Source organism: Streptomyces sp. SAS_272, from assembly GCF_052543235.1.
Genome location: NZ_JBMNDR010000051.1, coordinates 15,756 through 30,220 on the forward strand (window position 1 = coordinate 15,756; position 14,465 = coordinate 30,220).

General features: G+C 73.5%; 15 protein-coding genes. 7 read left to right on the plus strand and 8 right to left on the minus strand.

The window, feature by feature from the left end:
* The first annotated feature begins 24 nt into the window (after positions 1-24).
* On the plus strand, positions 25-309 hold the full coding sequence (locus ACN6LD_RS26155) for a DUF6332 family protein (RefSeq protein WP_319190307.1): 285 nt from the start codon (positions 25-27) through the stop codon (positions 307-309).
* Here ACN6LD_RS26155 and ACN6LD_RS26160 read toward each other — a convergent pair.
* From ACN6LD_RS26160 to ACN6LD_RS26170, 3 genes are all read right to left on the minus strand, one after another.
* Positions 270-935, minus strand: coding sequence for a response regulator transcription factor (locus ACN6LD_RS26160; protein ID WP_319190309.1), 666 nt, complete (start codon positions 933-935; stop codon positions 270-272). The genes ACN6LD_RS26155 and ACN6LD_RS26160 overlap by 40 nt on opposite strands.
* Positions 932-2,236 carry a sensor histidine kinase gene (locus ACN6LD_RS26165; protein ID WP_445044439.1) on the minus strand — a complete coding sequence of 435 codons (1,305 nt, stop codon included), beginning with the start codon at positions 2,234-2,236 and terminating at the stop codon, positions 932-934. The genes ACN6LD_RS26160 and ACN6LD_RS26165 overlap by 4 nt, the downstream gene beginning before the upstream one ends.
* A gap of 263 nt (positions 2,237-2,499) precedes the next feature.
* A complete protein-coding gene (locus ACN6LD_RS26170) occupies positions 2,500-3,192 on the minus strand; it encodes a TetR/AcrR family transcriptional regulator (RefSeq protein WP_319190313.1) in 693 nt (230 codons plus the stop codon).
* Positions 3,193-3,345: 153 nt separating this feature from the next.
* Here ACN6LD_RS26170 and ACN6LD_RS26175 point away from each other — a divergent pair, with 153 nt between their 5' ends.
* On the plus strand, positions 3,346-3,801 hold the full coding sequence (locus ACN6LD_RS26175; RefSeq protein ID WP_319190314.1) for a nitroreductase family deazaflavin-dependent oxidoreductase: 456 nt from the start codon (positions 3,346-3,348) through the stop codon (positions 3,799-3,801).
* A 10-nt stretch (positions 3,802-3,811) separates the two neighbouring features.
* On the opposite strand, the gene ACN6LD_RS26180 is transcribed toward ACN6LD_RS26175, so the two are convergent.
* Positions 3,812-5,089, minus strand: a complete 1,278-nt coding sequence (locus tag ACN6LD_RS26180) for a geranylgeranyl reductase family protein (protein WP_445044440.1) — start codon at positions 5,087-5,089, stop codon at positions 3,812-3,814.
* 203 nt (positions 5,090-5,292) lie between these two features.
* Here ACN6LD_RS26180 and ACN6LD_RS26185 point away from each other — a divergent pair, with 203 nt between their 5' ends.
* Entirely contained in the window at positions 5,293-6,648 is a 1,356-nt protein-coding gene (locus ACN6LD_RS26185) for a dipeptidase (RefSeq protein ID WP_445044441.1), read from the plus strand.
* 352 nt (positions 6,649-7,000) lie between these two features.
* Here the strand turns inward: ACN6LD_RS26185 and ACN6LD_RS26190 are convergent, their stop codons facing one another.
* Both ACN6LD_RS26190 and ACN6LD_RS26195 read right to left on the minus strand, forming a co-directional pair.
* A complete protein-coding gene (locus ACN6LD_RS26190) occupies positions 7,001-8,044 on the minus strand; it encodes an NUDIX hydrolase (protein WP_445044442.1) in 1,044 nt (347 codons plus the stop codon).
* Between the two features lie 143 nt (positions 8,045-8,187).
* A complete protein-coding gene (locus ACN6LD_RS26195) occupies positions 8,188-8,382 on the minus strand; it encodes a hypothetical protein (protein WP_319190322.1) in 195 nt (64 codons plus the stop codon).
* A gap of 118 nt (positions 8,383-8,500) precedes the next feature.
* On the opposite strand from ACN6LD_RS26195, the gene ACN6LD_RS26200 reads away from it, so the two are divergent.
* Positions 8,501-9,436 (plus strand): ADP-ribosylglycohydrolase family protein, encoded by a 936-nt coding sequence (locus ACN6LD_RS26200; RefSeq protein ID WP_319190323.1) that lies wholly within the window; start codon positions 8,501-8,503, stop codon positions 9,434-9,436.
* A 175-nt stretch (positions 9,437-9,611) separates the two neighbouring features.
* Here the strand turns inward: ACN6LD_RS26200 and ACN6LD_RS26205 are convergent, their stop codons facing one another.
* Positions 9,612-10,574 (minus strand): ROK family protein, encoded by a 963-nt coding sequence (locus ACN6LD_RS26205; RefSeq protein WP_445044443.1) that lies wholly within the window; start codon positions 10,572-10,574, stop codon positions 9,612-9,614.
* Between the two features lie 231 nt (positions 10,575-10,805).
* Between ACN6LD_RS26205 and ACN6LD_RS26210 the strand changes: the two genes are divergently transcribed.
* The 3 genes from ACN6LD_RS26210 (at position 10,806) to ACN6LD_RS26220 (ending at position 13,063) form a co-directional block, all read left to right on the plus strand.
* Entirely contained in the window at positions 10,806-11,843 is a 1,038-nt protein-coding gene (locus tag ACN6LD_RS26210; protein WP_319190327.1) for a LacI family DNA-binding transcriptional regulator, read from the plus strand.
* A 7-nt stretch (positions 11,844-11,850) separates the two neighbouring features.
* Positions 11,851-12,588, plus strand: coding sequence for a hypothetical protein (locus tag ACN6LD_RS26215; RefSeq protein ID WP_445044444.1), 738 nt, complete (start codon positions 11,851-11,853; stop codon positions 12,586-12,588).
* 85 nt (positions 12,589-12,673) lie between these two features.
* Positions 12,674-13,063 carry a VOC family protein gene (locus ACN6LD_RS26220; protein ID WP_445044445.1) on the plus strand — a complete coding sequence of 130 codons (390 nt, stop codon included), beginning with the start codon at positions 12,674-12,676 and terminating at the stop codon, positions 13,061-13,063.
* A gap of 92 nt (positions 13,064-13,155) precedes the next feature.
* Here ACN6LD_RS26220 and ACN6LD_RS26225 read toward each other — a convergent pair whose 3' ends face one another.
* On the minus strand, positions 13,156-14,460 hold the full coding sequence (locus tag ACN6LD_RS26225) for a DUF6986 family protein (protein WP_445044446.1): 1,305 nt from the start codon (positions 14,458-14,460) through the stop codon (positions 13,156-13,158).
* Positions 14,461-14,465 lie beyond the last annotated feature (5 nt).

Sequence of the window (14,465 nt, forward strand, 5' to 3'; positions counted from 1 at the left end):
GCGTCCGGCTGTGACACTCACCCCATGGACGGTCACGGGGGACGGCGCACACAGACCGAGCGGGATGCGATCACCGTCGAGATCGGGTACGCGCTCGTCAGCGCCGCGTTCGCGGCGGCGGTGGTCTTCGGCGCGGTCGCGGGCCCGGCGCTGCTGTTCGACCTGCCCAAACTGGCGGAGACCTGGCTGGTGCGGGCGGCCCTGGTGCTCGCTCCGGTGCTGTTCGCGGCCCGGGTGATCTCCGTGCTGGTCCGCTTCCGGCCGGGCGCTCAGCCCAGCCAGCCCGGTCGGACCAGCCCCGACTCGTAGGCGAGGACGACCAGTTGGGCTCTGTCCCGGACGCCCAGCTTCACCATCGTGCGACTGACGTGCGTCTTGGCGGTGAGCGGGCTGACGACCAGCCGGCGGGCGATCTCCTCGTTGGACAGACCGATGCCCACGAGCGCCATCACCTCCCGCTCCCGCTCGGTGAGCCGGGCCAGCGCGTCGTCCGAGGCGGGCTCCTTGGAGCGGGCGGCGAACTCGGCGATGAGGCGGCGCGTCACTCCTGGCGAGAGCAGCGCGTCTCCGGCGACCACCGCCCGCACGGCCCGCAGCAGTTCGTCCGGCTCGGTGTCCTTGACCAGAAAGCCGGAAGCACCCGAGCGGATCGCCTCGAACACGTACTCGTCGAGTTCGAAGGTGGTGAGCATGACCACCCTGACCTGGGCGAGGGTCTCGTCGTCGGTGATCCGGCGGGTGGCGGCCAGGCCGTCCAGGAGGGGCATTCTGATGTCCATCAGGACGACGTCGGGCCGCAGTTGACGCACGGCGCGCACGGCCTCCTGCCCGTCCGCGGCCTCCCCGGCCACCTCGATGTCGGGCTGCGCGTCGAGCAACGCCCGGAATCCCGCCCGGACCAGCGACTGGTCGTCGGCGAGCAGTACGCGGATCACCGGTCCTCCCTCGCTCCCTGGTCCTTCCCGGACGTCGTGGGCAGCACGGCCAGCACCCGGAAACCTCCCTCGGGCCGCGGCCCCGCCTCGATCGTGCCACCCAGCGCCGCGGCCCGCTCCCGCATTCCGGCGAGACCGTTGCCGCTGCCGCCCGCGTCGGCGCCGGTCGCCGGGCCGTCGTCGTCGATCCGCAGCCGTAGCGTCGTGCCGCTCGCGTCGAGCCGCACGCGCGCGTGACGCGAGCCGGAGTGGCGTACGACGTTGGTCAGGGCCTCCTGGACGATGCGGAAGGCCGCGAGGTCCGTGTGCGGCGACAGTCGCGGCGGCCGTCCGCTCACGTCGACCGCGAGGCCGGCGCGCGCCGCCTGTTCCACCAGTTCGGGCAGCCGGTCCAGGCCGGGCGCGGGGGCTCGCGGCGCGTCACCCGGCGCGCGGAGGGTGTCCAGCACCTGGCGCACCTCCCCCAGCGCCTCCTTGCTGGCGGACTTGATGGCGCCGAGCGCGGTGCGCGCCTGCTCGGGGTCGGAGTCCAGGAGCGCCAGGCCCACGCCTGCCTGCACGTTGATCACCGAGAGGCTGTGCGCGAGGACGTCGTGCAGTTCACGCGCGATGCGCAGCCGCTCCTCCCCGGCGCGCCGCCGAGCCGCCTGGGCGCGTTCGGCACGGTCACGGGCCCACTGCTCGCGCCGGCTCCGGACCAGCTCCGCGAGCGCCACGACGGCCAGGGCCCATCCGGCGACGACGAGCTCCTGCCCGAAGGGCGCCGGATCGTCGCCGGCGGGCGGCAGCCACCGGTACCACCAGTGCGAGACCAGCAGATGCACGGCCCACAGCAGGCCCAGGGCCGTCCAGGCGGCCCGGCGGTGTCCGCGGACGACGGCGGCGAAGCAGGCCACCGCCACGGTCAGGAACACCGGACCGTAGGGGTAGCCCGCGCCGAGATAGAGCGCGGCGACCACCGCGGTGCCGAACACCACGACGACGGGGTGCCTCAGGCGCCACAGCAGGAGGCCCGAGGCGACCACCAGCAGCACGCGCGCGAAGACGTCGAGGGAGGCCCGCTCGCCTTCCTGTGCGTGGGCCGCGAAGGTCGAGCCCGCGAGCACGACCACGGTGATCAGCGCAGTCGAAGGCCACGGCAGGCGGACACGGCCGGACTCCGTGTCGTCCCGGCCGTCCGGCCGTCCCGCCCAGCGACCCTTCCAACGTCCCCTGCAGCGGCGCAGCCACGGTGACGGCACGCGCGAGCGCCCGCCCTGCCGCTGCGGGCCGGCGCGCCCGTTCACCTGCTCTCCGTCCATGCCCGCCACGCTAGACGCGGCCGCGCTCGCCCGACGTCCGCCGGGCGAGGTGACCGGCCGTACTCCCCCGGAAGTACGGCCGGGCGACGGATGGCGCCGGGAGGCGAGGAGCGGCGGCGGGAGCGAGGGCCCGGCGGGCGGCACACGCACCGCGGCGAGTCGGACGGCGCCGAAGCGCCCGGGCGTCCGCGGAACAGGCCGGGTCGTCGAGGCCACCGAAGTCACCGGAGTCGGACGGGGCGGCCCGGTCGGCGGGGTGCGTCTTAGCGCAGGCCCACCTCGCGGGCCAGGCGGGTCACCGCGTACCGGAAGAAGGGCTCGCGTTCCTCCACGACTCGGTGGAACTGCCCGAAGAGCTCGAATCCGACCAGCCCGTACAGCTGGGCCCAGGCCGCGACGAGTGCGGTGACCGCCCCCGGGGGGAGGTCGGGCGCGAGATCCGTCGCCATCCGCACCGCCTCGGGGACCAGGTCGTCCGTCAGGAGCGGTACGTCCAGCCGGTCCTCGCGGCGCGCGTCGCGCACGATGCCGATGAGGAGGCTGCCGACCCGGGCGGCGGCGGGGACGGTGCTCTGCGGGGCGCTGTAGCCGGGCACCGGCGAGCCGTAGATCAGCGCGTACTCGTGCGGATGCGCCAGCGCCCAGGCGCGCACCGCCTCGCCGACCGCGACCCAGCGCTCCAGGGGCTCGGCGCCCGCGACGGCCGTGTGGGCGACCTCCGCGCTCTCGCCGAGGGAGTCGTAGGCGTCGATGATGAGCGCGGTGAGCAGATCGTCGCGGCTCGGGAAGTACCGGTAGAGCGCCGAGGAGACCATGCCGAGTTCACGGGCCACAGCGCGCAGCGAGAGCTTGGCCGCGCCCTCGGACGCCAGCTGTCTGCGGGCCTCCTCCTTGATGGCGGCCGCGACTTCGATCCTGGCCCGGGCCCGTGCGCCTCGAACGGTGTTGCTGCTCATGCCTGCAGTGTCCCACGGAACCGGATCGATGCACACAATCGTGAGCGGTGCACAGAAAAGAGAGCACTGCTCTTGCCATGGCGCACCGCCCTCGGGCACACTCGTCTCGAGCGAGAGCAGTGCTCACACTTTCCGCCTCAGGAGGCAGCAGCCATGTCGACCCACGTGCAGAAGCCCGGCTGGTTCACCGTCAACGTCTTCAACCGTGCGGTGGCCTTTCTGACCCGTCGCGGTCTCAGCGTGTGGGGGTCCAGGGTGCTGGCGGTCCGCGGCCGCAAGAGCGGCGCCTGGCGGACCACACCGGTGAACCTGCTGACCGTGGACGGACAGCAATACCTCGTCGCCCCGCGCGGCCACGTCCAGTGGACGCACAACATGCGCGCGGCGGGCGGCGGCGAGCTCCACCTCGGCAGAGCCGTGGAGGAGTTCACGGCCGCCGAGGTCGCCGACGACGACAAGTCACCGCTGCTGCGCGCCTACCTCAAGCGCTGGAAGGCGGAGGTCGGCGTCTTCTTCAACGGGGTGGGCCCGGATTCCTCCGAGGCCGAACTGCGCCGCATCGCCCCCGACCACCCGGTGTTCCGGATCACCGTCACCGGCCGGCGCTGAAGGGGAGCGTTCAGGAACCGCTCTCCTCGGCCACGGGCGCCGGCTCCGCCGTGGCCGCGATCCGCCGGTCCATCGCGGTCAGCGCCCGCTGGGCCATCGAGTGCGAACGGACGAGTTCACCGAGCGTGGTCCGGCCACGCGTGATGTCGGTGAACGCCCGCCAGGCCGGACGGAAACCGGTGAGCGCCGCGTGGAAGAGCCCGGGACGGCGCTCGAACGCGGCGAGCATCCGCTTGCCGACGCTCATCTCGACACCGAGACCCGCCTTGACCGCGAAGGCGTAGTTCAGCGCCTGGCGGCGGGCATCGACCGCGTCGTGCGCCTCGGCGATCCGGACGGCCCACTCGCCCGCGAGCCGGCCGGAGCGCAGGGCGAAGGAGATGCCCTCGCGCGTCCACGGCTCGAGCAGCCCCGCCGCGTCCCCGCAGACCAGCACCCGCCCGCGCGAGAGCGGTGAGTCGTCCGCCCGGCAGCGGGTCAGATGCCCGGAGGAGATGCTCGGCTCGAACCCGGCGAGGCCGAGGCGCCCCACGAAGTCCTCCAGGTAGCGCTTGGTGGCCGCGCCCTCGCCGCGCGCCGAGATCACGCCGACGGTCAGCGTGTCGCCCTTGGGGAACACCCAGCCGTAGCTGCCCGGCATGGGGCCCCAGTCGATGAGGACCCGGCCCTTCCAGTCCTCGGCGACCGTGTCCGGCACCGGGATCTCCGCCTCCAGGCCGAGGTCCACCTGGTCGAGCTTGACCCCGACGTGTGCCCCTATCCGGCTCGCACTGCCGTCCGCCCCGACCACCGCGCGCGCCAGCAGCGTCTCGCCGCCCTGCAGGACGACGGCGACCGAGCGCCGGTCCGGCACCGCCGAGCCGTGCTGCTCCACGCGCTGCACGGTCACGCCGGTACGCAGCTCGGCGCCCGCCTTCTGGGCGTGTTCGACCAGCTGCTGGTCGAACTCGGGCCGGTTGATCAGCCCGAACAGCATCTGCCGGGACCGGCGCGTCCGGGTGAAGCGTCCGTTGTTCGAGAACGTCACCGCGTGCACGCGGTCGCGGAAGGGCAACTCGAACCCGGGCGGCAGCGCGTCCCGGGAGGGGCCGATGATGCCGCCGCCGCACGTCTTGTAGCGGGGCAGTTCCGCCTTCTCCAGCAACAGCACGCGCCGTCCCGTGACCGCGGCCGCGTAGGCGGCCGAGGCCCCCGCGGGTCCCGCGCCCACGACTACGACGTCCCACACCTGCCGGGCGTCGTCCGCCGAAGAGTTCTCGTCGTCCGCCGAAGAGTTCTGGCTGCTCACGATGGTCTACTGCTCCCGATCAAGCCGCTTGCCGCACCTGTCTCCCCGCATCCTACGGCGGAGATCGTCACGGTCCGATGACGGTCCGCTGTGGCAGGATCGGCGGCGTGCGCGCCCCTACCCGGCAGACGCGTACGCTCGCACGGTCCCTCGAACGGACCAGTGCCACCCTGTACAACGTCGCACCCACAAGGAGCGTGCCCATGTCGTCGAATCCGGTCGCCGAAACCGTCGCCTCGCTGATGCCCAGGGCGCGGGCGGAGCTCACCGAACTGGTGTCCTTCGCGTCGGTGGCGGACTTCGACCAGTTCCCGCGGAGCGAGAGCGAGGCCGCCGTCGCCTGGATCTCGGCGGCCCTGCGGGCGGAGGGCTTCGAGGACGTGGCCGTCCTCGACACTCCCGACGGCACCCAGTCGGTCTACGGCTGCCTGCCCGGCCCGGCCGGCGCCAGGACCGTTCTGCTCTACGCCCACTACGACGTGCAGCCGCCGCTGGACGAGGCCGCCTGGACCAGCCCGCCCTTCGAGCTGACCGAGCGGGACGGCCGCTGGTACGGCCGAGGCAGCGCCGACTGCAAGGGCGGCGTGATCATGCACCTGCTCGCACTGCGCGCCCTGAAGGCGAACGGCGGCGTGCCGGTCACCGTCAAGGTGATCGTCGAGGGCTCCGAGGAGCAGGGCACCGGCGGCCTGGAGCGGTACGCGGAGGAGCACCCCGACCTGCTGACGGCCGACGCGATCGTGATCGGCGACGCGGGCAACTTCCGCGTCGGCCTGCCGACGGTCACGTCCACCCTGCGCGGCATGACCATGCTGCGGGTGCGGGTCGACACCCTCGAGGGCAATCTGCACTCCGGCCAGTTCGGCGGCGCGGCCCCCGACGCGCTGGGCGCGCTGATCCGCGTCCTGGACTCGTTGCGCGCCGAGGACGGCTCGACCACGGTCGACGGCCTCACCGACGACTCGCGGTGGGAAGGCCTGCAGTACGACGAGGCGCAGTTCCGCCAGGACGCCAAGGTGCTGGACGGCGTCGACCTGATCGGTTCCGGCACGGTCGCCGACCGCATCTGGGCCCGTCCCGCCGTGACGGTCCTCGGCATCGACTGCCCGCCGGTCGTCGGGGCCACCCCGTCCGTACAGGCGAGCGCCCGCGCGCTGATCAGCCTGCGCGTGCCGCCGGGCGTGGACGCCGCCGAGGCCACGAAGCTGCTCCAGGCCCACCTGGAGGCGCACACCCCGTGGGGCGCGCGGGTGAGCACCGAGCAGATCGGCCAGGGCCAGGCGTTCAGCGCCGACACCACCAGCCCGGCGTACGCGGCGATGGCCGAGGCGATGACCGTCGCCTACCCGGGCCAGGAGATGCAGTACGCGGGCCAGGGCGGCTCCATTCCCCTGTGCAACACCCTCGCGGGTCTCTATCCGCGGGCGGAGATCCTGCTCATCGGTCTGAGCGAGCCCGAGGCGCAGATCCACGCGGTCGACGAGAGCGTGTCCCCGCAGGAGCTGGAGCGGCTGTCGGTGGCGGAGGCCCTGTTCCTGCGCCAATACGCGGCGGGCTGAGCCGCGCCGGGACGCACACCCACGGGGACGCGAGAGGCGCGCGCGATCTGTCTTGCGCAAACCCGCGCAACGGCAGGCCGGCCGGGCGGACGGTTGCGGGTCGGCGCCCAAGGGCTACGGCCCGTAGGGCATCACGCCGGGACGCCCCACCCACCTCGAGCAGAGAGCTGGCGGGAAGGTCGTTGCGGGCGGAGGGCTTGAAGGCCCCTCCGGACGGAGAGCCCAAAGACCGTTCCGGAGGGAGAGCCTGAAGGTCGTTCCGGACGGGGAACCGGGAGACCGTTCCGGACGGGGAACCGGGAGACCGTTCCGGGCGTAGGGCGTGCGGCGCTTCGTTGCCCGACCGCCGCGCTCACCCCTGAGGGACACCGGCTTCGAGGTAGAGCGCGGCCCCGCGCTCACGGGCCCGCAGCGCCCAGCGCAGCCGCTCGTAGCGGACCGGCGGCAGCAGGTCGGCCGCCTCCTCCTCCGTCACGAAGCGCCAGGCCCGCAGCTCGGGGCCGGGCAGCAACAGCCCTTCGACCGCGGCGGCGTCGAGCCGGCCGCCGTCGAAGAGGAGGCGCAGGCCGCCGTAGCGGGGCGGCGCGGGCCGCTCCCAGTCGACGACGAGGAGCCGGGGCACGTCCGTCAGGCGGAGCCCGGTCTCCTCCTCGACCTCGCGGATGCCCGCGCGCGCGGGCGCCTCGCCGGGTTCCACCACGCCGCCGGGGAACTCCCAGCCGGGCTTGTAGGTCGGGTCGACGAGCAGCACCCGGTCCTGATCGTCGAAGAGGAGGACCCCGGCGGCCAGCGTCTCGGCGGTGGGCTCGGGGGTCTGCACGATGTCGCACGCGGACGCCGCGCCGCTGCCGACGGCCTCGGCGATCCGGACGGCGGTCTCGTGCGGGGTGAGAGCGCCGTTGTCCACGAGGTGGGCGTCGGCGGTGAGCCAGGAGGCGAGGGCGGCTCGGTAGGGCTCGATGTGGTCGTACGACCACTGCCGGACCCGTATCTCGCCGTCGGGGAGGTCCACCGGGATCTCCCGGCCGGCTATGCGCTCGCGCAGGATCGTTTCCGCCGGAGCGAGGAGCACATGTCGGACGGCGATGCGGCGGGCCGCGAGACCGCCGAAGATCTCGTCGCGGTACTCCTGCCGCAGCAACGTCATGGGGACGACGAGGGTGCCGCCCAGGTCGGCGAGGAGCGCGGCCGCCGTGTCGATCACGAGTCGTCGCCAGACCGGCAGGTCCTGACAGTCGCCGACCTCGGCGAGGCGCTTGGGCGGCAGCAGGTGCGGGAGCGCCGCGCCGACGACCTCAGGGTCGAAGAGCGTGCTGTTCGGGATCAGGTCGATCAGTTCCCGTGCGGTGGTCGTCTTTCCCGCACCGAACGCGCCGTTGATCCAGACGACGGTCACGGTTCCCCCTCTTCTGTTGGCCCCCTGTGGCTTGCCCGCTCCACCCTGCCACGGAAACCAGTTCGCGTTGAGAGCGCGCGAACGCGCCGACGCCGGCGCCCCTCGCGGTGGGGCGCCGGCGTCGTGGCCTCGGGGGCGGTCCGTCAGTCGGCCTGGCCGAGGGCGTTGTCGTCCACGGCGAAGCTGTCGCTGGAGACGGTGTGGTCGAGCGTGCTGAGCGTGTCTCCGACGTTCAGTCCGTCGAGGTCGTCGGCGGCCAGGCCGTGCGAAGGGCTGATCGCCGCGACGACGAAGCCGGTGGCGAGGGAGGCGATGGCGAGCATGCTGCGCTTCTTCATGCGCGGATCAACTGCGCGAGCGGGCCCGGAGTCACGCCCGGTCCGGCAATCCGTTCGCGCGACCCACCGGCCGGCGGCGAGAATGCCGTGGTCGCCGACATCACCGAGGAGTCATGTCATGAGTGGTCCGCCCCACGCCCACGCCAGCCTGGACGGGCTCGTGACGGGAGACGCGTTCGGCGACGCCTGGTTCACCCGCTCCGACGAGCCCGCGGAGGAGTTGTGGGCGGCTCGCGAGCCGCGTCCCGCACCCTGGCTGTGGACGGACGACTCGGCGATGGCCTTCGTGCTGTTCGCCCACCTGACGGCCCATGGAGAGGTCCGGCCGGCCGACCTGGCGAGCGGGTTCGCCGCCGAGTACGGCCGTGACCCGGGCCGTAAGTACGGACCGTCCATGCACGGTGTGCTGCGGCGCGTCGCCGAGGGCGAGGACTGGCGCGCGGTGACCACCGGCCAGTTCGGCGGGCAGGGTTCGCACGGCAACGGCGCCGCCATGCGGGTGGCCCCGCTCGGCGCCTGGTTCCGGGACGACCCGGGCACGGCCCGCGAGCAGGCCCGGCTGTCCGCGATCGCGACCCACGCCCATCCGGAGGCGGTGGCCGGCGCGGTGGCCGTGGCGGTCGCCGCCGCGCTCGCCGCCGGCCTCGAGGGTCGGGACGTTCCGCCGCGCGCCGAGTTCCTGCGGGAGGTGGCCGGTCATCTGACGGTCGGCGACGTCCGCTCCGGGCTGCTGGTGGCCGCCGGCCTGCCCGGGCACACCTCGGTGCGCCACGCGGCGTCCGTGCTGGGTTCGGGGCGGCTGATCTCCGCTCCGGACACCGTGCCGTTCGCTCTCTGGTGCGCCGCGGGCCATCTGGACGACCTGCCCGAGGCCCTGTGGGAGACGGTGGGCGGATGGGGTGACCGCGACACCACCTGCGCCATCGTGGGAGGAGTCGTCGCGGCCCGCGTCGGCACCGCCGGCGTGCCGGCCGCCTGGCGTGCGGCGCGCGAGGACATCCCCGCCCGGAGCGGCTGGGACCCGCTCGTCGCGGCAGAGGTGGGCGTGGGCTGAGGCCCGCCCCGCCGGGGGGACCGGCGAACCGCGGCAGAAGGACGGCAGGGGCCCCGTGCCAACGGCACGGACCCACACCACCGGCACCGGCACCGGCACCGGCACCGGCACCGGCACCAGCGGTAGTGCCGGCAGACGCAGGGACCGTGCGCCGGAACGTTCCTTCTTCGTGCCGTCAGACCGCCGCCGCCGTAGTGCCGGCCCCCGCTCCGGTCGCCGCCAGGGCGGCCGCCGCCGCTCCCACCAGTCCCGCGTCGGTGCCCATCTGCGCGGGCGTCACCGTCAGCCGCCGGACGAAGGAGAGGGTGGCGTACGCACGCAGGGCCCGGCGCAACGGGGCGAAGAGCACCTCCCCCGCCTTGCCGACGCCGCCGCCGATCACCGCGATGTCGATCTCGACGAGGGTCGCGGTGGCCGCGATGCCGGCGGCCAGGGCCTGGGCGGCCCGTTCGAAGGAGGCCACGGCGACCGGATCGCCCGCGCGGGCGGCGGCGGCCACCGAGGCCGCGGAGACGTCGCCGTCGGGGCCGGGCAGCCAGCCGTTCTCCAGCGCGCGTCGGGCGATGTTGGGGCCGCTGGCGATGCGTTCCACACAGCCGCGCGCTCCGCACGGGCACGCGTCGCCGTCGAGTTCGACGCTGATGTGGCCGATGTGTCCCGCGTTGCCGGTGGGCCCCGGGTGCAGTCGGCCGCCGAGGACCAGGCCGCCGCCGACGCCGGTGGAGACCACCATGCACAGCGCGTTGTCGTGGCCGCGCGCGGCGCCCTGCCAGTGCTCCGCCGCCGTGATCGCGACACCGTCGCCGATCAGCTCGACCGGCAGCCCTCCGGTCGCCGCCCGGACCCGCTCGACCAGCGGGTAGTCCCGCCAGCCCGGCACGTTCACCGGGCTGACCGTGCCCGCGGAGGCGTCGACCGGACCGGCGCTGCCGATGCCCACCCCGTGGACGCGCTCCCACCGGGGGGACGCGGTCAGCTCACCCAGCACCTGCTCGACGGCCCGCATCACGGTGTCGCCGTTCTCCTGCGCCGGCGTGGGGCGCTGGGAGCGGGCCAGGATCGTTCCGTCGCCGTCCACCAGCGCTCCGGCGATCTTGGTGCCGCCGATGTCCAGCGCGGCCACGAGGTCGGTCTGCATCAGTCTGGGTTCTCCCCGTCACCATGGAAAAGAGCTGCCGGTCCAGCGGTTTGGGGGACGCGGGCCGGAGTTTGCGACGGACAGTGTCCCCCGCAGCTGACAACGTTGTCCAGGCTCTATGCTCGACGCCACATCCTCATACAAACCCAGGGGCCACGCACCCCCGTGCGCAACATTCTGTGGAATGTGTGCGTGACCGCCCCCGTGGACGACAGGACAGGACACAGCATCGTGCCCGAAACGCAGCGCCGGCCCGAGAATCGTTACGGCAACCGTCCCACCATGAAGGACGTGGCAGCTCGGGCCGGGGTCGGCCTCAAGACCGTGTCGCGCGTGGTGAACGACGAGCCGGGAGTCACGCCCGAGACGGAACGGCGTGTCCGAGAGGCCATCGACGCGCTCGGCTTCCGGCGCAACGACAGCGCGCGGGTGCTGCGCAAGGGCCGCACGGCCAGTATCGGGCTGGTCCTGGAGGACCTCGCCGACCCGTTCTACGGACAGCTCAGCCGCGCGGTGGAGGAGGTGGCCCGGGCGCACGGGGCGCTGCTCATCAACGGCTCCAGCGCCGAGGACCCGGACCGCGAGCAGGAACTGGCGCTCGCACTGTGTGCGCGGCGGGTGGACGGACTGGTGGTCATCCCGGCCGGGAGCGACCACCGCTACCTGGAGCCCGAGATCAAGGCCGGGGTGGCCACGGTGTTCGTCGACCGGCCCGCCGGGCAGATCGACGCCGACTGCGTCCTGTCGGACAACTTCGGCGGAGCCCGGGAGGGCGTCGCCCATCTGCTGGCGCACGGACACCGCCGGATCGGCTTCATCGGCGACATGCCGCGCATCCACACCGCCGCCGAGCGTCTGCGCGGCTACCGCGCCGCGATGGAGGACGCCGGGATACCGGTCGAGGACGCCTGGATGTCCCTGGGGGCGACCGATCCGGCGCGGGTGCGGCGGGCGGCCGAGGGGATGCTGGCCGGGCCCGCGCCGGTGACGGCGATCTTCTCGGGCAACAACCGGGTGACGGTCACCGTGATCCGCGTGCTCGCCGAACAGCCCCGCAGAACCGCGCTGGTGGCCTTCGACGACCTGGAGCTCGCCGACCTGCTGCAGCCCGGTGTCACCGTGGTCGCCCAGGACGCGGCCACGCTCGGCCGTACCGCCGCGGAACGCCTGTTCCGGCAGCTGGACGGCACCCTGCTCGTGCCCGAGCGGATCGAACTGCCCACCCGGCTCGTCACGCGCGGCTCGGGCGAGCTGCCGCCGGCGGACTGAGGCGATCGTGGACGCCCGCGGCGCGCGCCGCACCCTGGAGGCGCTGGGGCTGGCCGAGGCGCCGCGCGACCGCCCCCTGAGCTATCCGGGGGTGTGGCCGGCCGGGTCCGGCCTGCTCGACGGCGACGAGTGGCTGCCGCTGGACCGGCTGACGCATCCGGGCCGGACCCCGGTGGTGGCCGTCGGCTCCAATGCCAGCCCCGCCCAACTGCGGCACAAGCTGGCCGCGTTCGACGTCTCCGCGGCCGTCCCGATGACGAGGGCGCGGGTCACGGGCGTGGAGGTGGGGGTGTCGGCGCACATCAGCCGGGCCGGATACGTGTCGGCGTCTCCCGTCCACGCCCCCGCCGTCACCCGGGAGCTGTTCGTCATCTGGCTGGACGCGGGGCAGCTCGACGTCCTCGACGCCACCGAGCCGAACTACGACCGGGTCCTGCTGCCGGCGCCCGGGTTCCGGGTCGAGCTGGAGGACGGCGAGGCGCTCCTCGACGCGTTCGCCTACGTGAATCATCATGGAGTGCTGCACGATGGCTCCGGCGTGCCGCGCAGCCATCCCGGACAACGCGCCCTGATCACCGAACTCCTGGCAGAGTCAGCGGAGTTGCGGCGGCTTTTCGGCACCACGCCGGAGGAGTTCTGTGCCCGGGCCCGGGCCGACGCACGGCGTTGCGAGCAGGGCACGCGCCTGTTCGCACGGGAGAAGAGAGTGACCGCGTCCGGCCTGGAACATCTGCGCGTCCGTTAGGGTGATCGAACGGCGTCGCGTGTCGGTCACCGGCCGGGTGAGGCATGGAGGCGTCCGTGAGTTTGCCTTACGGAGGCATTCACACATGTCAGTCGAGTTGAACCACACCATCGTCCATTCCCGTGACAACCGGGAGTCCGCCGAGTTCCTGGCCCACATCCTGGGACTCGAAGTCGGGGCCGAGTGGGGCCCGTTCGTCCCGGTGGCCACCAGCAACGGGGTCACCCTGGACTTCGCCGCGATCCCGGCGGAGTCGATCGTCATGCAGCACTACGCGTTCCTCGTCTCCGACGAGGAGTTCGACGCCGCCTTCGCCCGGATCGAGCGGGCCGGGATCGCGTACTTCGCCGATCCGCACGGCAGACAGCCCGGTGAGATCAACCGTCACCACGGCGGCCGGGGCGTGTACTTCATGGATCCCGCGGGGCACGGGATGGAGATCATCACGACCCCGTACACCTTTCCCGCGCAGTAGCCGCGTTTGAGGCGGGCGGGGCCGGCCGGACGGGGCGCGTCCCCGCCCGGCCGGGCCCCGTCCGAGCGCGGGTGCGCCGGGCGGCCGACGTCCTACTGCGCAGACGCCGTCAGGTCGCCCCGCCGGGGCGCTGCGAAGCCCTCCAGCGCCTGCCGGGTCAGCCCGCTCGCCTCGTTCACCTCTGCCGGGTCGAGCGCGCCGCAGTCCAGACCGCGCAGCAGATAGCCGCTGAGGGCCTTGGCGGTCGCCGGCTCGTCCATCACGTCCCCGCCGGCCCGGCCTGCGTACCGGGACAGCCGCTCGGCCGCCTGGACGAAGCCCTCGCGATAGAAGGCGAACACGGCCGCGTACCGGGTGGGCAGGTGGCCGGGGTGCATGTCCCAGCCCTGGTAGTAGGCGCGGGCCAGGGCGCGACGGGTGAGGCCGTAGTGCAGCCTCCAGGCGTCGTGGACCTGTGCGGTCGGGCCGACCGGCAGGACGTTCGTGGAGCCGTCCGAGACGCGGACGCCGGTGCCCGCGGCCGCGACCTGCATGACCGCCTTGGCGTGGTCGGCGGCGGGGTGGTCGCTCGCCTGGTGGGCGGCGGAGACGCCGAGGCAGGCGCTGTAGTCGAAGGTGCCGTAGTGCAGGCCGGTGGCCCGGCCCTCGGCCGCCTGGATCATGCGGGCGACCGCGGCGGTGCCGTCGGCGGCGAGGATGGACTGGCTGGTCTCGATCTGGATCTCGAAGCCGAGCCGGCCGGGGGTCAGGCCGCGCGCCTCCTCGAAGGCCTCCAGCAGCCGGACCATGGCGGTGACCTGTTCCGGGTACGTCACCTTCGGCAGAGTGAGGACCAGTCCGTCGGGCAGGCCGCCGGCGTCCGTCAGGCCGGTCAGGAAGACGTCGAGGGTGCGGATGCCCCGGTCGCGCACGGCGGCCTCCATGCACTTCATGCGGATGCCCATGTAGGGGGCGGAGGTTCCCTCGGCGTACGCCCGCGCGATCAGCCGGGCCGCCCTTGCGGCCGCCTCGTCCTCCTCCGCGTCCGGACGGGGTCCGTAGCCGTCCTCGAAGTCGACCCTCAGGTCTTCGACGGGCTCGCGCTCCAGCTTGGCCCGCACGCGCGCGTACACGGGCTCGGCGAGTTCGTCGGACAGGCCGAGACAGGCGGCGAAGGACTCCGCGTCGGGTGCGTGCGCGTCGAGGGCCGCGAGGGCCCGGTCGCCCCAGGAGCGGATCGTGTCGGCGTCGAAGACGTCGCCGGGAACGTAGACGGTGTGGACGGGCTGGCGGGTGCCGGGGTCGCCGGGATAGCGGCGGTCGAGTTCGGCGTCGACCGGGGCCAGGGACGCGCCGATCTTCTCGCTGACGGCGCCCGCGAGGCTCGTCGCCACCGTCTCCTGCTGGCCCTGGCCCATTCCAC